Here is a 20371-nt window from a genome sequence, read left to right on the forward strand (position 1 = left end):
GCCCCCACCCCGTACGCCCCCGAGCAACCGCCCTGCCCCCGAGCAACCGCCCTCCCCCGCCCGCCCCGCGCCCGACCAGCCGCCCCGCCCGCCCCGCAGGACCCGGCCCCGCGCAGCCCCGCCCCGATCACGGCCCCCGCCCCGGAACGGCCCCCCGCACTGAGAAGAGCTGGAAGCCCCATGGACCGCCTCGTCAACACCGTCCGCCCCTACGCCTGGGGATCCACGACGGCCATCCCGGAGCTGCTCGGCGTCGCCCCCACCGGCGAGCCCCAGGCCGAGATGTGGATGGGCGCCCACCCCGGCGCCCCGTCCCTCACCGGCCGCGGCCCCCTCGACGAGCTCATCGCCGCCGACCCCGTACGCGAACTCGGGCCGGCCGCCGTCGAGAAGTTCGGCCCCCGGCTGCCCTTCCTGTTCAAGGTGCTCGCCGCCGGCGCCCCCCTCTCCCTCCAGGTCCACCCCGACCTCGACCAGGCACGGGCCGGGTTCGCCGCCGAGGAGGCCGCCGGCATCCCCCTCGACGACCCGCGGCGCAACTACAAGGACGCCAACCACAAGCCCGAACTGATCTGCGCCCTCACCCCGTTCCACGGCCTGTGCGGCTTCCGCGACCCCGCCGAGGCCGCCGACGCGATGGACGCGCTCGGCGTGGACTCCCTCAAGCCGTACGTCGACCTCCTCCACGCCCACCCCGAGGAAGCCGCCCTGCGCGAGGTCTTCACCGCGCTGCTCACCGCCGACCGCGCCGACCTGGCCCGTACCGTCGCCGAAGCCGCGCACGCCGCCGCCCGCCTCGGCGGCGCCCACGCCCCGTACGCGGGTATCGCGCACCACTACCCGAGCGACCCCGGCGTCCTCGCCGCCATGCTGCTCAACCCGGTGACCCTCCAGCCCGGCGAGGCCATGTTCCTCGGCGCGGGCGTCCCGCACGCCTACCTCGACGGCCTCGGCGTCGAGATCATGGCCAACTCCGACAACGTGCTGCGCTGCGGCCTCACCCCCAAGCACGTCGACGTCCCCGAACTCCTGCGGGTGGTCCGCTTCGAGCCCGGGGACCCCGACATCCTGCGCCCCGAGGCGTCCGCGTCGGGCGAGGAGGTCTACGACACCCCCATCGACGAGTTCCGGCTCTCCCGCTTCGTCCGCGCCGAGGGCGCCGCCCCCACCGACGTCACCGCCGCCACGCCGCAGATCGTCCTCGCCGTCGCCGGCCGCCCCCGGGTGGGCGGCGAGGCCCTCGCACCGGGCGAGTCGGTGTTCGTACCCGCGGGCGAAACGACCGAACTGTCCGGAACGGGAACCGTCTTCCGCGCCACCGTCATCGCCTGATGCGACAATGACCGGCCGAACGGCGGCAGTAGGGTGCCGTCGGCAAGGCCGGATCAGGCCGGATCACCGACGAAGGGAAGACCCAGACCCATGAGCGCGTCAGGCGGAACCAAGGCGATCGTGGCGGCACTGGCCGCCAACCTCGCGATCGCCGTAGCCAAGTTCGTGGCGTTCCTCTTCAGTGGTTCGTCCTCGATGCTGGCCGAAAGCGTCCACTCCGTCGCCGACTCCGGCAACCAGGGCCTGCTCCTGCTCGGCGGCAAGCGCGCCCAGCGCGAGGCCACCCCGCAGCACCCCTTCGGCTACGGCCGCGAGCGGTACATCTACGCCTTCCTCGTCTCCATCGTGCTCTTCTCGGTCGGTGGCATGTTCGCCCTCTACGAGGGTTACGAGAAGATCAAGCACCCGCACGAGATCGAGGCCTGGTACTGGCCCGTCGGCGTCCTCGTCTTCGCGATCATCGCGGAGACCTTCTCCTTCCGCACCGCGATCAAGGAGTCGAACGCGCTGCGCGGCAACCTGTCGTGGAAGGAGTTCGTCCGCCGCGCCAAGGCCCCCGAGCTCCCCGTCGTCCTCCTGGAGGACCTCGGCGCCCTCGTCGGCCTGATCCTCGCCCTCGGAGGCGTCGGCCTGGCCCTGCTCACCGGAAACGGCGTCTGGGACGGCATCGGCACCCTCTGCATCGGCGTCCTGCTCATCGTCATCGCGATCGTGCTCGCCGCCGAGACCAAGTCGCTGCTGCTGGGCGAGTCCGCCGGCATCGACGAGGTGAAGAAGATCGAGGACGCGATCGTCGACGGCGAGTCCGTCACCCGCCTCATCCACATGCGCACGCTCCACCTCGGCCCCGAGGAGCTCCTGGTCGCGGCGAAGATCGCCGTCCGCAACGACGACACCGCCGCCCAGGTCGCCCGCGCCATCAACGCCGCCGAGGAGCGCATCCGCGCCGCCGTCCCGATCGCCCGGGTCATCTACCTGGAGCCCGACATCTACAGCGAGAAGACCGCCGCCCCCGGCGTCTGACCGAGCACACGAGCCCGGCACGCGAGCCGAGCGTACGAGCCGGGCGCACGAGCCGAGACACGGGCCTGGCGCACGAGCCGGGCACACGCGCCGGCCCGGCCGGCCGGGCACACGAGCCGGGCAACCGAACCGGACGCACGAGAGGCCCCGGACCTGATCACCAGGTCCGGGGCCTCTCGCACGTCACCTCGGGGAGGACCCGCCACCCCAGGAAGCGCCCTACGGGACCGGCCGGGCCGGCTGCGGCCCGCCCCGACGCCCGGCGCGCCCGGTCAGCCACCCCGCCAGTGCCAGGCCGAAGCCGATCAGGGCCAGGATCACGCCGAGGCCCGCCCCGGCACCGGCGGCGAGGGAGCCCGCCGCGCTGTCCACCGCCCGCTCGCGCACGGCCGTGACCGGGACGGTCCCGCCGGGGGCCTTGTCCTGGTGGAAGCGCGAGTCGAGGGAGTCGCCCCGGTTGTCACCGAGCAGGAACAGCCGGCCCTCCGGCACCCGCACGTCCAGGCCGGGGGTGCCCGCGACCGGGTCGTTCCCGGCCACGTACGGCTCCGAAAGCGGCTCACCGTTGACGTACACACGCCGGTCGTCGGTCGTCACCCGGTCGCCGCCCATGCCGATCACCCGCTTCACGGCCAGGCCCCCGTGGACGCCCCACTCCGGCGCGGAGACCAGGACCACGTCGCCGCGCCGCACCTCGGACGGCTCGACCCGCTCCGCGTAGAGCATGTCGCCGGGCCCGTAGGTGGGCCGCATGGACGCGCCGGGCACCCGGTGGGCGGGATACGCGCTCCGCAGCACCAGGCCCCCGGCCAGCAGCAGCGCGCCCAGCGGCAGGAGCACCCATCCGGCGATCCGCAGGCCCCGCCCCGCTCTCGCCGGTCTCACCGGTCTCATCGTCACTACCCCTCCCGGCACGGTTCCGGCCCGCACCCTATCCGCGGGCCGCCGACGGGCCGGAACCGGACGCCTCCGTGACCCCGTCCGACCCCGGGCCACTGTGGGTCACTGCGCCGATCGGTGTAGATTCGAGAGGAGCCAGACGTCGCTGCTGATGGCGGTCGGGCGGTCCGCGCATGGACCGGCCGAGGGAGAGAGGGCCTCCGACGACTGCACCGCGGGAGCACCCGGGCATTCGTATGCCCGAGTCGCCGACAGCCGCGGTGCCAGGTGCCCACTCGACCCTCGAAACCGATCCACGAGGAGCAGCTCCAGTCATGACGACTGTCGCCCATCAGGACTTCAAGGTCGCCGACCTGTCCCTGGCCGCGTTCGGCCGCAAGGAGATCACCCTCGCCGAGCACGAGATGCCCGGTCTGATGTCGATCCGCCGCGAGTACGCCGAGCAGCAGCCGCTCGCCGGAGCCCGCATCACCGGCTCCCTGCACATGACCGTGCAGACCGCCGTCCTCATCGAGACCCTGGTCGCCCTCGGCGCCGAGGTCCGCTGGGCCTCCTGCAACATCTTCTCCACCCAGGACCACGCCGCCGCGGCCATCGCCGTCGGCCCCAACGGCACCCCGGAGAACCCGCAGGGCGTTCCGGTCTTCGCCTGGAAGGGCGAGACCCTGGAGGAGTACTGGTGGTGCACGGAGCAGGCCCTGACCTGGCCGAACACCCCGACCGGCGGCCCGAACATGATCCTCGACGACGGTGGTGACGCCACCCTCCTCGTCCACAAGGGCGTCGAGTTCGAGAAGGCCGGCTCCGCCCCGGACCCGTCGACCGCGGACAGCGAGGAGTACGCCTACATCCTCCAGCTCCTCAACCGCACCCTCTCCGAGAACCCGCAGAAGTGGACCCAGCTGGCGTCCGAGATCCGCGGCGTGACGGAGGAGACCACCACCGGTGTCCACCGCCTCTACGAGATGATGCAGGCCGGCACCCTGCTGTTCCCGGCGATCAACGTGAACGACGCCGTGACGAAGTCGAAGTTCGACAACAAGTACGGCTGCCGCCACTCCCTGATCGACGGCATCAACCGCGCCACCGACGTCCTCATCGGCGGCAAGACCGCCGTCGTCTGCGGCTACGGCGACGTCGGCAAGGGCTGTGCCGAGTCGCTGCGCGGCCAGGGCGCCCGTGTCATCGTCACCGAGATCGACCCGATCTGCGCCCTGCAGGCGGCGATGGACGGCTACCAGGTCACGACGCTGGACGAGGTCGTCGAGACGGCCGACATCTTCATCACGACCACGGGCAACAAGGACATCATCATGGCCTCGGACATGGCCCGGATGAAGCACCAGGCCATCGTCGGGAACATCGGCCACTTCGACAACGAGATCGACATGGCCGGTCTGGCGAAGATCCCCGGCGTCGTCAAGGACGAGGTCAAGCCGCAGGTGCACACCTGGACCTTCCCCGACGGCAAGGTCCTGATCGTCCTGTCCGAGGGCCGCCTGCTCAACCTCGGCAACGCGACCGGTCACCCGTCCTTCGTGATGTCGAACTCCTTCGCGGACCAGACTTTGGCCCAGATCGAGCTCTTCACCAAGCCGGAGGAGTACCCGACCGACGTCTACGTGCTCCCGAAGCACCTCGACGAGAAGGTCGCCCGCCTCCACCTCGACGCCCTCGGCGTCAAGCTGACGACCCTCCGCCCGGAGCAGGCCGAGTACATCGGCGTCAAGGTCGAGGGCCCGTACAAGCCGGACCACTACCGCTACTGATCCCCACGACCGGCGGGTGACGGAACGCACCGCACCCGCCCGTCGCAGGATCCCTCAGCGGAACGAGCAGGCCCCCGCACCCCCGTGCCGGGGGCCTGCCCCGTCTTCGACCACCGCTTCAGGACGCACCCGAGGACCCATGCCCCGCGGCCGCTATTCGCTCCACGATCCGCACGATCACACCCCCCTCGGCGAAGAACACTTCCACTGCGCGCCCGGCCCCTCCGGCTGGCGCTACGTCTCCCGCATCACCACCCCCTCCGGCGACCTGGCCGGCTCCGTCGACCTGGCCGTCGACGACCGGGGCCGCCCCATCCGCCTCGAACTCCACGCCGCGCAGTGGCAGGTCCGCGGCGCCGCCCTCGACGGCGTCACCTGGGTCCGTACCGACCCCACCGGAACCCACGCCACCGAAGGCAATGTGCGCGCCCACGCCTTCACCGGCACGTCCCCGGCGTTCCTCGTCGCGATCTCCCGGCTCCTGCGCCTCACCCCCGATTCCCCCGAGACCCGCGTCCGGCTCGTCGCCTTCACGGATCCCGTCCTCGCCCCCCTGACGGTCGACCAGTCCTGGGCCCTGGTGAAGAGTGAAGCGCACGCCACTGACAACGGGCCCCTGATCGTGGACGAGTACCAGGTCAGCGCCCTGGACACGGGGGAGCGGCACACCGTCCACCTCGCCGGTGACGTGGTCCTCTCCGCCCCGGGCATCGAACTCGAAGAGCTCGACACCCCGCCGAACACCTTCTGACCGCCGCCGGACCTCAGGCCGGCGGCGCGAACCCGGTCGCCCGCGGCGCCGGAGAAGAAGCCCCGGGAGCCGCCTGACCGGCAGGCGAGGCAGGACCCGCAGGCCCGGCCGGTGCGGCGGGAGCCGCCGGTACCGCTCCCGTGACCGCCGGTGCGGCCGGTGCGGTCGGTGCAGCCGGAGCAACCGGAGCAACCGGAGCCACGGGCGCGGGAGCCGCCGGGAGCCAGGGCCCCGCGGCCGAGGGCGCCGTCGGCGCGGGGGCAGGCGCCCCGCCCGGAGCGAACGCCCGCCGCGCCTCGCGCGCCTGCCGCTCCGCCACCACCCCTGCCAGATACGCGCCGGCCGGCACGCCCGCCGGAGCGGGCGCCCCCGTCCGCGCCACCAGCTCATCGGCCAGCCGCTCCGCCAGCCGCTGCCCGACCGCCGGATCCAACTGTCCCGCCCGCATCAAGTACTGGCGCGCCTCCAGCCACAGACCGTCCGGCACCGCGGACAGATCGAGCCCGGCGAACCGCCCCACCAGCCACGGCGGCGGAGGCGGCACCACCCCGCCCGCGGCCGGCGCCACCCGCTCCCGCACCACCAGCGTCCCGGCGAACACGTCCCCGAGCCGACGTCCCCGCTCGGACACCAGCGACGCGACGCACGCCACGACCCCGAACGTCATCAGCAGCTCCACGACGCCCATCGCCCCGCGCACCAACGCGTGCCGGAACCGGATCGGCCCGCCGTCCTCCCGTACGACCCGCAGCCCGCACACCAGCTTCCCGAGCGACCGCCCGTGCGACAGGGTCTCCACCGCGATCGGAACTCCGACCAGCACCAGCACGAAGGACGCGATGGCGAGCGCCGTCGTCGCCGCCTCGTCCAGCGACGCCGTGGCGAACGCGAGCCCGACACCGATCAGCAGATAGCCCGCCCACACCACGACGAGGTCGAGCAGCAGCGCCAGCGCCCGGCTCGGCAGCCGCGCGGGCTGCAACCCCAGATAGACGGCGTCTCCCGTCACCACCCCGCTCACGGCACCCACCCTTCCTCGCCCTGCCGATCCCCGTCCGAACGCCAGTCTGCCAAGCTGACCGGCAGCGCGCCGCAGCAGTAGGAAGCAGCAGAAGCCGCGGTGGTACGCACCCGTACGCACCCCACCCGTACGCATCCCTGTGCATCCGTACGCACCAGTGCCTGGAGCAGCAGCCGATCATGGACCTCGACGTCTTCGTCACCGCCCACAGCGCCGAATGGGACCGCCTCGACCACCTGCTGCGACGCGGCCGACGCCTCACCGGAGCCGAGGCCGACGAACTCGTCGCCCTCTACCAGCGCACGGCCACCCACCTCTCCCTGATCCAGTCCAGCGCGCCCGACCCGATGCTCACGGCCCGGCTCACCCAGCTCGTCGCCCGCGGCCGCGCCGCCGTCACCGGCGCCCGCCGCGCCTCCTGGCGCGACGCGACCGGGTTCCTGACCACCGGTTTCCCCGCCGCCGTCTACCGCTCCCGCCACTGGTGGGTGCCGACCGCGGTCCTCTCCACCCTCCTCGCGGCCCTCATCGGCTGGTGGATCGGCACCCACCCGGAGGTCCAGTCCGCGCTCGGCGCCCCCGCCGAGCTCCGCGAGATGACACGCCCCGGCGGCCAGTACGAGACCTACTACTCCAGCCACCCGGCGGCCTCCTTCGCCGCCCAGGTGTGGACGAACAACGCCCAGGCCGCAGCCCTGTGCCTGGTCCTCGGCGCCTTCCTCGGACTTCCGGTGCTGCTGGTCCTCTTCGTCAACATGCTCAACCTGGGCGTCGGCATCGGCCTGATGGCCTCCGCGGGGCGCCTCGACGTCTTCCTCGGCCTGGTCCTCCCGCACGGCCTCCTCGAACTGACCGCCGTCTTCGTCGCCGCCGGCACCGGGCTCCGCCTCGGCTGGACGGTGGTCGACCCGGGCCCGACCACCCGCCGTGCCGCGCTCGCCCAGCAGGGCCGCGCCGCGATCGGCATGGCCGTCGGCCTCGCCCTCGTCCTGTTCGTCTCGGGCCTCATCGAAGGCTTCGTCACCCCGTCCGGCCTGCCGACCTGGGCCCGCGTCACCATCGGCGTCGCCGCCGAGCTGGCCTTCCTCGCGTACGTCTACGTCCTCGGCGGCCGCGCGGCCCGCGCCGGCGCCACGGGCGACGTGGCCGAGGCCGACCGCACCGCGGAGCTGCCCACCGCCGCCTGAAGCGGGCCGACACAGCCGGATGTGCGGAGCACTCCGCTGACCTGCTAGTCTCCTCTTCGCCCGCCAAACCCGTTGACACGGGTGGCGTGGGGAGGTAGATTTCAACGGTTGCCTGGGGAGCTGGACAAGCCCCCGGAGGCCGAGATAGAATCTCCTTGTTCCGGTCGGAAGTGAAATGACGACGGAACCACTCCGATTCCTTATCCGAATCACGAAGTCACCGATTAGGTCGACGGAAATGAATCTGATAAAGTCGGAGCCGCTGGAAAGGCCCGAAACGACGAAAGTCGAATAGGACCCGGAAAGCACCGAGGAAATCGGATCGGAAAGATCTGATAGAGTCGGAAACGAAGGAAGCGCCCGGAGGAAAGCCCGCGAGGGTGAGTACAAAGGAAGCGTCCGCACCTTGAGAACTCAACAGCGTGCCAAAAATCAACGCCAGATTAGTTGATACCCCGTCCATCTTCGGATGGTCGAGGTTCCTTTGAAAAAGTCCACCCCACGGGGTGGCACACAGCGAGGACGCTGTGAACGGTACGGACTATTCCTCCGGACCGTTCCGCTCTCGTGGTGTTCGACCGGATTACCGGTAAACATTCACGGAGAGTTTGATCCTGGCTCAGGACGAACGCTGGCGGCGTGCTTAACACATGCAAGTCGAACGATGAAGCCCTTCGGGGTGGATTAGTGGCGAACGGGTGAGTAACACGTGGGCAATCTGCCCTTCACTCTGGGACAAGCCCTGGAAACGGGGTCTAATACCGGATACGAGTCGCGGAGGCATCTCCGAGACTGGAAAGCTCCGGCGGTGAAGGATGAGCCCGCGGCCTATCAGCTTGTTGGTGAGGTAACGGCTCACCAAGGCGACGACGGGTAGCCGGCCTGAGAGGGCGACCGGCCACACTGGGACTGAGACACGGCCCAGACTCCTACGGGAGGCAGCAGTGGGGAATATTGCACAATGGGCGAAAGCCTGATGCAGCGACGCCGCGTGAGGGATGACGGCCTTCGGGTTGTAAACCTCTTTCAGCAGGGAAGAAGCGAAAGTGACGGTACCTGCAGAAGAAGCGCCGGCTAACTACGTGCCAGCAGCCGCGGTAATACGTAGGGCGCAAGCGTTGTCCGGAATTATTGGGCGTAAAGAGCTCGTAGGCGGCTTGTCACGTCGGGTGTGAAAGCCCGGGGCTTAACCCCGGGTCTGCATCCGATACGGGCAGGCTAGAGTGTGGTAGGGGAGATCGGAATTCCTGGTGTAGCGGTGAAATGCGCAGATATCAGGAGGAACACCGGTGGCGAAGGCGGATCTCTGGGCCATTACTGACGCTGAGGAGCGAAAGCGTGGGGAGCGAACAGGATTAGATACCCTGGTAGTCCACGCCGTAAACGTTGGGAACTAGGTGTTGGCGACATTCCACGTCGTCGGTGCCGCAGCTAACGCATTAAGTTCCCCGCCTGGGGAGTACGGCCGCAAGGCTAAAACTCAAAGGAATTGACGGGGGCCCGCACAAGCAGCGGAGCATGTGGCTTAATTCGACGCAACGCGAAGAACCTTACCAAGGCTTGACATATACCGGAAAGCATTAGAGATAGTGCCCCCCTTGTGGTCGGTATACAGGTGGTGCATGGCTGTCGTCAGCTCGTGTCGTGAGATGTTGGGTTAAGTCCCGCAACGAGCGCAACCCTTGTCCTGTGTTGCCAGCATGCCCTTCGGGGTGATGGGGACTCACAGGAGACCGCCGGGGTCAACTCGGAGGAAGGTGGGGACGACGTCAAGTCATCATGCCCCTTATGTCTTGGGCTGCACACGTGCTACAATGGCCGGTACAAAGAGCTGCGATGCCGCGAGGCGGAGCGAATCTCAAAAAGCCGGTCTCAGTTCGGATTGGGGTCTGCAACTCGACCCCATGAAGTCGGAGTTGCTAGTAATCGCAGATCAGCATTGCTGCGGTGAATACGTTCCCGGGCCTTGTACACACCGCCCGTCACGTCACGAAAGTCGGTAACACCCGAAGCCGGTGGCCCAACCCCTTGTGGGAGGGAGCTGTCGAAGGTGGGACTGGCGATTGGGACGAAGTCGTAACAAGGTAGCCGTACCGGAAGGTGCGGCTGGATCACCTCCTTTCTAAGGAGCACAGTACCGATTGCAGGCAAACGTTCTGCACGGTCAGCTCATGGGTGGAACGTTGATTAGTTGGCGCGATTCTTCAGAGTCTCCTGTTAGTACTGCTTCGGCGTGGAACACGGGCTGAACCGAGAAGGTCGTGCTTGGCACGTTGTTGGGTATCTGAGGGTACGGCCGAAAGGTCTTGCCTTCGCGATGCCGGCCCCAGTGAACTCGCCGCGTATGTGGTGGGGTGATGGGTGGCTGGTCGTTGCTTGAGAACTACACAGTGGACGCGAGCATCTGTGGCCAAGTTTTTAAGGGCGCACGGTGGATGCCTTGGCACCAGGAACCGATGAAGGACGTGGGAGGCCACGATAGTCCCCGGGGAGCCGTCAACCAGGCTTTGATCCGGGGGTTTCCGAATGGGGAAACCCGGCAGTCGTCATGGGCTGTCACCCATGCCTGAACACATAGGGCATGTGGAGGGAACGAGGGGAAGTGAAACATCTCAGTACCCTCAGGAAGAGAAAACAACCGTGATTCCGGGAGTAGTGGCGAGCGAAACCGGATGAGGCCAAACCGTATGCGTGTGATACCCGGCAGGGGTTGCGCATGCGGGGTTGTGGGATCTCTCTTTCACAGTCTGCCGGTTGTGAGGCGAGTCAGAAACCGTTGGTGTAGTCGAAGGACATGCGAAAGGTCCGGCGTAGAGGGTAAGACCCCCGTAGACGAAACATCAGCGGCTTGCTTGAGAGACACCCAAGTAGCACGGGGCCCGAGAAATCCCGTGTGAATCTGGCGGGACCACCCGCTAAGCCTAAATATTCCCTGGTGACCGATAGCGGATAGTACCGTGAGGGAATGGTGAAAAGTACCGCGGGAGCGGAGTGAAATAGTACCTGAAACCGTGTGCCTACAAGCCGTGGGAGCGTCGCGCATTGAGTTTACTCAATGCGTCGTGACTGCGTGCCTTTTGAAGAATGAGCCTGCGAGTTTGCGGTGTGTTGCGAGGTTAACCCGTGTGGGGAAGCCGTAGCGAAAGCGAGTCCGAACAGGGCGTTTCAGTAGCACGCTCAAGACCCGAAGCGGAGTGATCTAGCCATGGGCAGGTTGAAGCGGAGGTAAGACTTCGTGGAGGACCGAACCCACCAGGGTTGAAAACCTGGGGGATGACCTGTGGTTAGGGGTGAAAGGCCAATCAAACTCCGTGATAGCTGGTTCTCCCCGAAATGCATTTAGGTGCAGCGTCGTGTGTTTCTTGCCGGAGGTAGAGCACTGGATAGGCGATGGGCCCTACCGGGTTACTGACCTTAGCCAAACTCCGAATGCCGGTAAGTGAGAGCGCGGCAGTGAGACTGTGGGGGATAAGCTCCATGGTCGAGAGGGAAACAGCCCAGAGCATCGACTAAGGCCCCTAAGCGTACGCTAAGTGGGAAAGGATGTGGAGTCGCAGAGACAACCAGGAGGTTGGCTTAGAAGCAGCCACCCTTGAAAGAGTGCGTAATAGCTCACTGGTCAAGTGATTCCGCGCCGACAATGTAGCGGGGCTCAAGCGTACCGCCGAAGTCGTGTCATTGCAGCAATACTCCCAACGGAGGCTGTGATGGGTAGGGGAGCGTCGTGTGCCGGGTGAAGCAGCCGCGGAAGCGAGTTGTGGACGGTTCACGAGTGAGAATGCAGGCATGAGTAGCGATACACACGTGAGAAACGTGTGCGCCGATTGACTAAGGGTTCCTGGGTCAAGCTGATCTGCCCAGGGTAAGTCGGGACCTAAGGCGAGGCCGACAGGCGTAGTCGATGGACAACCGGTTGATATTCCGGTACCCGCTTTGAAACGCCCAATATCGAATCCATTAATGCTAAGGCCGTGAAGCCGCCCCGGAGCCTTCGGGCAAAGGGGAGTGGTGGAGCCGCTGACCCAAGGTGGTAGTAGGTAAGCGATGGGGTGACGCAGGAAGGTAGTCCAGCCCGGGCGGTGGTTGTCCCGGGGTAAGGGTGTAGGCCGTGTGATAGGCAAATCCGTCACACATTAAGGCTGAGACCTGATGCCGAGCCGATTGTGGTGAAGTGGATGATCCTATGCTGTCGAGAAAAGCCTCTAGCGAGTTTCATGGCGGCCCGTACCCTAAACCGACTCAGGTGGTCAGGTAGAGAATACCGAGGCGTTCGGGTGAACTATGGTTAAGGAACTCGGCAAAATGCCCCCGTAACTTCGGGAGAAGGGGGGCCACGCCTGGTGATCGGATTTACTCCGTGAGCTGGGGGTGGCCGCAGAGACCAGCGAGAAGCGACTGTTTACTAAAAACACAGGTCCGTGCGAAGCCGTAAGGCGATGTATACGGACTGACGCCTGCCCGGTGCTGGAACGTTAAGGGGACCGGTTAGCTCACTTTCGGGTGGGCGAAGCTGAGAACTTAAGCGCCAGTAAACGGCGGTGGTAACTATAACCATCCTAAGGTAGCGAAATTCCTTGTCGGGTAAGTTCCGACCTGCACGAATGGCGTAACGACTTCTCGACTGTCTCAACCATAGGCCCGGTGAAATTGCACTACGAGTAAAGATGCTCGTTTCGCGCAGCAGGACGGAAAGACCCCGGGACCTTTACTACAGTTTGATATTGGTGTTCGGTTCGGCTTGTGTAGGATAGGTGGGAGACTTTGAAGCCGTGACGCCAGTCATGGTGGAGTCGCCGTTGAAATACCACTCTGGTCGTGCTGGATGTCTAACCTGGGTCCGTGATCCGGATCAGGGACAGTGTCTGATGGGTAGTTTAACTGGGGCGGTTGCCTCCCAAAGGGTAACGGAGGCGCCCAAAGGTTCCCTCAGCCTGGTTGGCAATCAGGTGTTGAGTGTAAGTGCACAAGGGAGCTTGACTGTGAGACCGACGGGTCGAGCAGGGACGAAAGTCGGGACTAGTGATCCGGCGGTGGCTTGTGGAAGCGCCGTCGCTCAACGGATAAAAGGTACCCCGGGGATAACAGGCTGATCTTCCCCAAGAGTCCATATCGACGGGATGGTTTGGCACCTCGATGTCGGCTCGTCGCATCCTGGGGCTGGAGTCGGTCCCAAGGGTTGGGCTGTTCGCCCATTAAAGCGGTACGCGAGCTGGGTTTAGAACGTCGTGAGACAGTTCGGTCCCTATCCGCTGTGCGCGTAGGAATATTGAGAAGGGCTGTCCCTAGTACGAGAGGACCGGGACGGACGAACCTCTGGTGTGCCAGTTGTCCTGCCAAGGGCATGGCTGGTTGGCTACGTTCGGGAGGGATAACCGCTGAAAGCATCTAAGCGGGAAGCCTGCTTCGAGATGAGTATTCCCACCTCCTTGAGAGGGTAAGGCTCCCAGTAGACGACTGGGTTGATAGGCCGGATGTGGAAGCCCAGTAATGGGTGGAGCTGACCGGTACTAATAGGCCGAGGGCTTGTCCTCAGTTGCTCGCGTCCACTGTGTTAGTTCTGAAGTAACGAACACGCCCCCCTATTGGTCAGGGGCGCGGCGGTTCAACTTCATAGTGTTTCGGTGGTCATAGCGTTAGGGAAACGCCCGGTTACATTCCGAACCCGGAAGCTAAGCCTTTCAGCGCCGATGGTACTGCAGGGGGGACCCTGTGGGAGAGTAGGACACCGCCGAACAATCATTGTGGGAAAGCCCCGCACCTTATGGTGCGGGGCTTTTCTGCGTTCACGACCCGGTCGGCCACGGACCTCCTCCCCGGGAAGAGGTCCTGAGCGCTCAGAGCCGACCGGCTGCCTTCAAGGCCAGGTAGGCGTCTGCGAGGGCCGGCGCCAAGTCGTCGGGGGTGGCGTCCACGACCGTGACGCCATGCCGCTGGAGCTGTTCGGCGGTGCGCAGGCGCTGGGACTGGGACTGCGTCGCGGCGGCAGCCTCGTAGACGCCGTCGATGGTGCCGCGGGCCGTGGCCATACGGTCGACGTGCGGGTCGGACGGAGAGGCAACCAGGAGCGTGTGGCGCCGGGTGAGCTGAGGCAGGACGGGGAGGAGTCCTTCCTCCACCGGGGCGGCGTCCAGGCCGGTGAGCAGGACGATCAGGGAGCGGCGTGGGGCGCGGGCCAGCGCGGTGGCCGCCAGGCCGCGGGCGTCGGTCTCGACGAGTTCGGGTTCCAGCGGGGCCAGCGCGTCCACCACGGCGGGCAGGACGTCGCCTGCCGAGCGGCCCTGGACATGCGCGCGCAGACGGCGGTCGTAGGCGAGGAGGTCGACGAGGTCGCCGGCGCGGGAGGCCAGCGCGGTGAGGAGCAGGGCCGCGTCGATCGAGGCGTCGAGGCGGGGAACGTCGCCGACGCGACCGGCCGAAGTCCGGCCTGTGTCGAGGACGATGAGGATGTGGCGGTCGCGTTCGGGACGCCACGTGCGCACGGCGACCTCTGTCTGGCGGGCGGTGGCCCGCCAGTCGATGGAGCGGGTGTCGTCGCCCGGGACGTACTCGCGGAGGCTGTCGAACTCGGTGCCCTCGCCGCGCGTGAGGACACTGGTGCGGCCGTCGAGTTCGCGCAGGCGGGCCAGACGCGAAGGCAGGTGCTTGCGGCTGGTGAACGGCGGCAGGACGCGGACGGTCCAGGGGACCTCGTGGTTGCCCTGGCGGGCGGCGAGGCCCAGCGGGCCGTAGGAGCGGACCGTGACGCGTTCGGCGCGGCGGTCGCCGCGGCGGGTGGGGCGCAGGGCCGTCGTGACGCGGCGGCGCTCACCGGCGGGAACGGTCAGCTTCTGCCGCGCGGGAGCCTGGGCGCCGCTCGGCGGCCAGGCGTCGCGCAGCTGCGCGCGGAGACGGCGGCGGGACGGGTTGGCGACCGTGAGCTGCACTTCGGCCGCGTCACCCAGTCGAACAGACGTATCACCGGTTCGGGTGAACTGGAGCGTTCGCACTGGCGCGGCCATGGCGTAGTCGCACAGAATTGCGAGTGTGAGGGGCGCGTTCACCGCGAGCATTCCGGCCCAGCTGGGGGCGAGGATGCCCACGGGGAGCGATCCGATGGCGGCGAGCAGGGCGGTTCGTCCGGTGAGGGCCATGGGGGCGCCGTTCTCAGCGGGGTACGGGGACGTGGGCCAGGATCGAGTGGAGGACGGAGTCGGAGGTGACTCCCTCCATCTCGGCCTCGGGCCGCAGTTGGATGCGATGGCGCAGGGTCGGCAGGGCCAGGGCCTTCACATCGTCCGGGGTGACGTAGTCCCGGCCGGTGAGCCAGGCCCAGGCGCGGGCCGTGGAGAGCAGAGCGGTGGCACCTCGGGGGGAGACGCCGAGGGCGAGCGAGGGGGATTCGCGCGTGGCACGACAGATATCGACGACATAGCCGGCGATCTCGGCGGAGACCGTCACCTCGGCGACCGCTGCACGAGCCGCCTCCAGCTCGGCGGCGCCGGCCACGGGGCGGACTCCGGCGGCCTTCAGGTCGCGCGGGTCGAAGCCCCGGGCGTGGCGGGTGAGGACGTCGATCTCGTTCTCGCGTGAGGGCAGCGGGACCGTCAGTTTCAGCAGGAAGCGGTCGAGTTGGGCCTCGGGCAGCGGATAGGTGCCCTCGTACTCGACCGGGTTCTGCGTGGCGGCGACGAGGAACGGCTCGGGCAGTGGACGGGGCGTGCCGTCGACGGTGACCTGGCGTTCCTCCATGGCCTCCAGGAGGGAGGACTGGGTCTTTGGAGGCGTGCGGTTGATCTCGTCGGCGAGCAGCAGGTTGGTGAAGACGGGGCCGGGCTGGAAGGAGAACTCCGCGGTCCGGGCGTCGTAGACGAGGGAGCCGGTGACATCGCTCGGCATCAGGTCCGGGGTGAACTGGACCCGCTTGGTGTCGAGTTCGAGGGCCGCGGCGAGCGTCCGCACCAGGAGGGTCTTGGCGACGCCGGGAACGCCTTCCAGCAGGACGTGGCCCCGGCAGAGCAGAGCGACGACGAGACCGGTGACGGCCGGGTCCTGGCCGACCACGGCCTTCCCGATCTCGGTGCGCAGGGCCTCCAGGGAGGCGCGGGCGCTGTCCGGGCTCGTCGCGGTCTCGGGGGTCGGGGCGCTCATGGGGTGCGTACCTCTCTTTCGAGGGCGTCGAGTTGGTCCGCGAGGCGGATGAGGGTGGCGTCGTCGGTGGGGGCCGGGCCGAAGAGGAGGTCCCGGTGGTTCGCGGCGGCCGCGGGGAACCGCGCGGAGAGTGCGGGGAGGAGGAGATCGGGGGAGTGGGCGTCCTGGGCCGGGACGCCGAGCAGCGGGGCGATCCGGCCACGGGTCGCGGTGCGCAGGACGGTCGCCGCGCGGTCGCGGGCGTCGGCCCTGCGGTAGAGGCGGGCGCGGCCCTCGGTGGCCTCGGAGGCGCGGACGGCGACCGGGAGGCGTTCGGGCACCAGGGGGCCGAGGCGGCGGCCGCGCCAGATCGCGGCGAGCAGCGCCGCGACGGCGAGCTGGAGGGTGCCCCACAGCCAGCCCGAGGGGATCAGGCCGAGGAAGGTGCCGGTGGTGTCGCCTGGGGAGCCGGAGTCGGCGGGTGCGTCGGCGAGCGAAGGGAGGTACCAGACGAGATGAGGGCGGGAGCCGAGGAGTTGAAGGGCCAGGGAGGCGTTGCCCTGCCGGGCGAGACGCTTGTTGGTGAGGAGTTCGGCGGAGCCGAGGAGGACCGTGTCGCCGGAGCCGGTGCCGGGGAGGCGCACCAGGGTCGGCAGGCCGTCGGAGGGGTAGCAGGCGTCGGCGGTGGTCGTCCCGGTGACGTACCGCTCGCCGCCCAGGTCGACGCTGCCGGCGCGGGTGGCGGCCGGGAGGGCGCAGGCGGGTTCCAGGGCGGAGACGGTGGTGCTGAGCTCGGTTCTGACGCCGGGGGCGAGCGTCCCGAGGGAGGGGGCGCCGGGTCCGAGGAGGACGGTGCGGCCGGCCGAGCCGGTCATCGCCGCGTGCAGGGCGGACTGCTGTGCGCCGGTCAGCAGGTCCGGAGTGGTGACGAGGAGGGTCGTGCCGGCGCCGGTCGCGGCGGTCGCCTCGGCGAGGGTGTCGGTCACGGTGAGGGTGACGCCCTGCGCCTTGAGGAGTTCGGCGACGGCGCGGCTGCCCTGGGGCGCTGCGGAGCGGGGGTCCAGGCGGCCGTGGTGGCCGCCGGAGCGCATCGTGGCGAGGAGGACGCCGCCGATGAGCAGCAGGGCGAGGATCAGGAGGGTGCCGCGCGCGCGGGTCCAGATCTGGCGGGGGCTGAGGGAGGTCGAGGTGGGGCTGGTGACCGGCCGGCTCATCGGGGTGCCTCCGTGAAGGCGGCCGTGGTGGTGGCTGCGCTGAGGTCCGGCCTGGCCCGCTCCACGGCGGTGTCCAGCTGCTCGATGCGGCGGTACGCGGCCTCGTCCGCGGTGCGGCCGCCGTACGTGACGTCGTCGAAGGCACGGGCGGCCGCGCGCAGGCCGTCGCCGTGGGCGGGCAGGGACCGGGCGGCTTCGGCCGCCGCCTCGTCGGCGGTGCGGCCGGGGCGCGGGTCCAGCAGGGCGCGTTCCTCCAGGGAGCGGACGATCGCCCGCATGCGCTCCTGGACGGCCTGGTTCCACCGGCCGGCGGAGGCGTGCCGGGCGGCGGCGGCCCGGTGTTCGGCGGCCGTGCGGGGGCCTTCGTGGAAGAGGGAGTCGCCGCCGCCGGTGGGGGCGGGGCCGGGGGTGCCGAGGCGCCACCAGAGAGCGGCGATCACGGCGAGCACGAAGATGACGACGGCCACGAGACCGACGACGCCTCCCGGTGTGGCCCGGGAGGCGGTGTCGAAGAGGCCGCCGACCCAGTCCCAGAAGCGGTCGAGGCCGCGCTGGAGCAGGCTGGGATCGTGCTCGTGGTACATCGGCTCGGACAGTTCCCGCTCCGCCGCCTCCCGGGCGGGGACGCGGGGGACGTCCACCGGTACGTCGCCGGTCGTGCCCCCCGTGCTGGTCACGCCATCAGCCTCCGTGGCCGGAAAGTCCGGCGGCGCGGGCGAGTTCGAGGTCGAGGGCCTCGCGGCGGATGCGCTGGTCGATGTAGAGCAGGACGGTCACCCCGGCGGCGATCGGGTAGGTGATCGCGCTGACGATCACTCCGCCGATGCCCATGATGATCAGGTACGTCCAGCTGTATTCGAAGGTGGTGCTGTCCAGGGAGGCCATGCCGTCGCCGCTCGCGAGCACCGCGATGACGAGGAACGGGATCGCGACGATCATGGTGAAGAAGATGACCATGATCTGGGTGAGGACCGTGACGCCGAAGATCCGCCACCAGGAGCCCTGCACCAGTTTCGCGGAGCGCTTCAGGGACTTCATCACGCCTTCGCGCTCCAGCATGAGGGCGGGAGAGGCCAGGCTGTAGCGGATCACCAGCCAGGTCGTCACGGCGAGAGCGGCGAGGGCGCCCAGGAGGGTGAGGCCCGTGTGGTGGGCGAGCAGGCCGGGCAGGAGGCCGACGAGCATGATGCCCGCCGCCATCGCGGACAGCAGCAGGGTCAGCCCCAGCAGCTGCGGGAGACGGGGGCGGGCCTCCTGCCAGGCCGCGGCCAGGGTCACGGGACGGCCCAGGACGGCCCGGCTCATCACCACCGTCAGCAGGGCGGCGCTGAACAGGGAGGCGGCGATCGCGACGAGGGCCGCGGGTGCCGAGTCGACCAGGGCGGACGACGCGGTGTCGCCGGCGGCCGCCAGCACCTCGGCGGGGCTCGCGTCCGGGTGGACCGGCTCCGGCGGCACGACGAGATAGCGCTGGACGAGGATGTTGGCGACCTCGGTGATCACCGCGACGACGACCGTGATGGTGAGCACGGTCTGCCAGTGGCGGCGCAGGGTCGTCACCGCCCCGTCGAGGATCTCGCCGAGCCCGAGCGGCCTCAGCGGGATCACGCCGGGCTTCGCGGCCGGTGGCGGACCCCAGTGCCCGTGCGGCGGCGGGGCGCCCCAGCCCGGCCCGCTCTGCGCGCGGGCGGGCGTCGGGGGCGGTGCGTCGTGCGTGGGTGGCGTCGGCGGCTGCCACTGCCCGGCGGGGGGCTGGTCCTTGGACCACTGGGGGGCGGAGTCGTTCGCGTCACCGGGCGAGGAGGGCCGGGGCACGCCGGCGCCGTCCTGGCCGTCGGAGGGAGCAGATCCGGGCGAGGCCCAGCCCGGAGTGTCGTTCACGGTCGTCCACCTCGAGGAATGGTCGCGGGGCCGGATCGGCGAACCGGCTCGGTCTCTGCGGCCGACCGCCTGACGCGGCGGGCCGGGAGCCATCGTGCCACGCGGGCTCCGCCGACGGGCCGGGCCCGGGCTTTCCTTCCGCGGCTTCCCTCCGGGGGCGGCGGGGGTCAGACTGAGCCGAGGTCCGGTTCGCGCGGGGCATGACGTCGGCCTGCGCCTCGCGAGCGTGGACGATCTTGCGCCGGACGTCGTACGGAGCACGGGACGACGCGCTTTTCGTACGGCTGTGAGCGCACGGGGTACGGTGCAGGCCGACCACGGGGGCCCTTGAAGGTGACATCAGCCCGTCACCGCAGGTCAGTGAGGTATCTCACCAGCCGCCTTGAGACTGATACGGAAATGGGATGATGTCGATATGAAGGGACGCGTTCTCGTCGTCGACGACGACACCGCACTGGCCGAGATGCTCGGGATCGTGCTGCGAGGTGAAGGGTTCGAGCCGTCGTTCGTGTCGGACGGGGACAAGGCGCTCGCGGCTTTCCGGGAGGCCAAGCCCGACCTGGTGCTGCTCGACCTGATGCTGCCCGGCCGGGACGGCATCGAGGTGTGCCGGCTCATCCGGGCCGAGTCCGGGGTGCCGATCGTCATGCTCACGGCCAAGAGCGACACCGTGGACGTCGTGGTGGGCCTGGAGTCCGGCGCCGACGACTACATCGTGAAGCCGTTCAAGCCGAAGGAGCTCGTCGCCCGCATCCGGGCGCGGCTGCGCAGGTCGGAGGAGCCGGCGCCCGAGCAGCTGACCATCGGTGACCTGGTCATCGACGTGGCGGGCCACTCCGTGAAGCGGGACGGGCAGTCCATCGCCCTGACGCCGCTGGAGTTCGACCTGCTCGTCGCCCTGGCCCGCAAGCCCTGGCAGGTGTTCACGCGCGAGGTGCTCCTCGAGCAGGTGTGGGGGTACCGGCACGCCGCCGACACCCGTCTGGTGAACGTGCACGTCCAGCGGCTGCGTTCCAAGGTCGAGAAGGACCCCGAGCGCCCGGAGATCGTCGTGACCGTCCGCGGTGTCGGTTACAAGGCAGGACCGAGCTGACATGAGTGCGGGCAGTACTGCTCCGAAGCCCGGGGACCCGGGAGTCCGTACGGGGCGGGCTGCCGGACCGGGGCGGGGGGGGCTCGAGTCTCGG

General features: G+C 68.8%; 13 protein-coding genes and 3 rRNA genes. 9 read left to right on the top strand and 7 right to left on the bottom strand.

What is annotated here, in order from left to right; genetic code table 11:
* The first annotated feature begins 180 nt into the window (after positions 1 to 180).
* Both manA and ABD954_RS21095 read left to right on the top strand, forming a co-directional pair.
* Complete coding sequence (gene manA, locus ABD954_RS21090) at positions 181 to 1332, top strand: mannose-6-phosphate isomerase, class I (protein WP_345487789.1); 1152 nt, start codon at positions 181 to 183, stop codon at positions 1330 to 1332.
* Between the two features lie 90 nt (positions 1333 to 1422).
* A complete protein-coding gene (locus ABD954_RS21095; RefSeq protein ID WP_345487791.1) occupies positions 1423 to 2355 on the top strand; it encodes a cation diffusion facilitator family transporter in 933 nt (310 codons plus the stop codon).
* 219 nt (positions 2356 to 2574) lie between these two features.
* On the opposite strand, the gene lepB is transcribed toward ABD954_RS21095, so the two are convergent.
* Positions 2575 to 3240 (bottom strand): signal peptidase I, encoded by a 666-nt coding sequence (gene lepB, locus ABD954_RS21100; RefSeq protein WP_345487793.1) that lies wholly within the window; start codon positions 3238 to 3240, stop codon positions 2575 to 2577.
* A 329-nt stretch (positions 3241 to 3569) separates the two neighbouring features.
* On the opposite strand from lepB, the gene ahcY reads away from it, so the two are divergent.
* Together ahcY and ABD954_RS21110 are read left to right on the top strand one after the other, a co-directional pair.
* The gene (ahcY, locus tag ABD954_RS21105; protein WP_345487795.1) at positions 3570 to 5024 is read left to right on the top strand and encodes an adenosylhomocysteinase; all 1455 of its coding nucleotides are present in this window, start codon (positions 3570 to 3572) and stop codon (positions 5022 to 5024) included.
* A 139-nt stretch (positions 5025 to 5163) separates the two neighbouring features.
* Positions 5164 to 5775: a hypothetical protein gene (locus tag ABD954_RS21110; RefSeq protein ID WP_345487797.1), complete on the top strand. Its 612-nt coding sequence runs from the start codon at positions 5164 to 5166 to the stop codon at positions 5773 to 5775.
* A gap of 13 nt (positions 5776 to 5788) precedes the next feature.
* Here ABD954_RS21110 and ABD954_RS21115 read toward each other — a convergent pair whose 3' ends face one another.
* A complete protein-coding gene (locus tag ABD954_RS21115; protein ID WP_345487799.1) occupies positions 5789 to 6796 on the bottom strand; it encodes an RDD family protein in 1008 nt (335 codons plus the stop codon).
* Positions 6797 to 6975: 179 nt separating this feature from the next.
* Between ABD954_RS21115 and ABD954_RS21120 the strand changes: the two genes are divergently transcribed.
* The 4 genes from ABD954_RS21120 (at position 6976) to rrf (ending at position 13717) form a co-directional block, all read left to right on the top strand.
* Positions 6976 to 7983, top strand: coding sequence for a stage II sporulation protein M (locus ABD954_RS21120; protein ID WP_345487801.1), 1008 nt, complete (start codon positions 6976 to 6978; stop codon positions 7981 to 7983).
* Between the two features lie 596 nt (positions 7984 to 8579).
* Positions 8580 to 10105: ribosomal RNA gene (locus ABD954_RS21125) — 16S ribosomal RNA — on the top strand.
* Between the two features lie 286 nt (positions 10106 to 10391).
* Positions 10392 to 13514 (top strand): 23S ribosomal RNA (locus ABD954_RS21130).
* An 86-nt stretch (positions 13515 to 13600) separates the two neighbouring features.
* Positions 13601 to 13717, top strand: a 5S ribosomal RNA gene (gene rrf / locus ABD954_RS21135).
* Together the 16S, 23S and 5S rRNA genes form the textbook arrangement of a ribosomal RNA operon.
* A gap of 100 nt (positions 13718 to 13817) precedes the next feature.
* On the opposite strand, the gene ABD954_RS21140 is transcribed toward rrf, so the two are convergent.
* Genes ABD954_RS21140 through ABD954_RS21160 form a run of 5 tightly spaced genes read right to left on the bottom strand, consistent with a single transcriptional unit; the run spans position 13818 to position 19184 of the window.
* Positions 13818 to 15113 (bottom strand): DUF58 domain-containing protein, encoded by a 1296-nt coding sequence (locus ABD954_RS21140; RefSeq protein ID WP_345487803.1) that lies wholly within the window; start codon positions 15111 to 15113, stop codon positions 13818 to 13820.
* A gap of 13 nt (positions 15114 to 15126) precedes the next feature.
* Positions 15127 to 16110, bottom strand: coding sequence for an AAA family ATPase (locus tag ABD954_RS21145; RefSeq protein ID WP_345487805.1), 984 nt, complete (start codon positions 16108 to 16110; stop codon positions 15127 to 15129).
* Positions 16107 to 17303 (bottom strand): DUF4350 domain-containing protein, encoded by a 1197-nt coding sequence (locus ABD954_RS21150; RefSeq protein ID WP_345487807.1) that lies wholly within the window; start codon positions 17301 to 17303, stop codon positions 16107 to 16109. Before ABD954_RS21150 ends, ABD954_RS21145 begins: the two co-directional genes overlap by 4 nt.
* Positions 17300 to 17980: a DUF4129 domain-containing protein gene (locus ABD954_RS21155; protein ID WP_345487809.1), complete on the bottom strand. Its 681-nt coding sequence runs from the start codon at positions 17978 to 17980 to the stop codon at positions 17300 to 17302. Before ABD954_RS21155 ends, ABD954_RS21150 begins: the two co-directional genes overlap by 4 nt.
* A 4-nt stretch (positions 17981 to 17984) precedes the next feature.
* Complete coding sequence (locus ABD954_RS21160; protein ID WP_345487811.1) at positions 17985 to 19184, bottom strand: proline-rich domain-containing protein; 1200 nt, start codon at positions 19182 to 19184, stop codon at positions 17985 to 17987.
* Between the two features lie 415 nt (positions 19185 to 19599).
* Here ABD954_RS21160 and mtrA point away from each other — a divergent pair, with 415 nt between their 5' ends.
* Complete coding sequence (mtrA, locus tag ABD954_RS21165; protein ID WP_197990047.1) at positions 19600 to 20277, top strand: two-component system response regulator MtrA; 678 nt, start codon at positions 19600 to 19602, stop codon at positions 20275 to 20277.
* The last annotated feature ends 94 nt before the right edge of the window (positions 20278 to 20371 follow it).

It is taken from the genome of Streptomyces roseoviridis (assembly GCF_039535235.1).
In the GTDB taxonomy this organism is placed as follows: domain Bacteria; phylum Actinomycetota; class Actinomycetes; order Streptomycetales; family Streptomycetaceae; genus Streptomyces; species Streptomyces roseoviridis.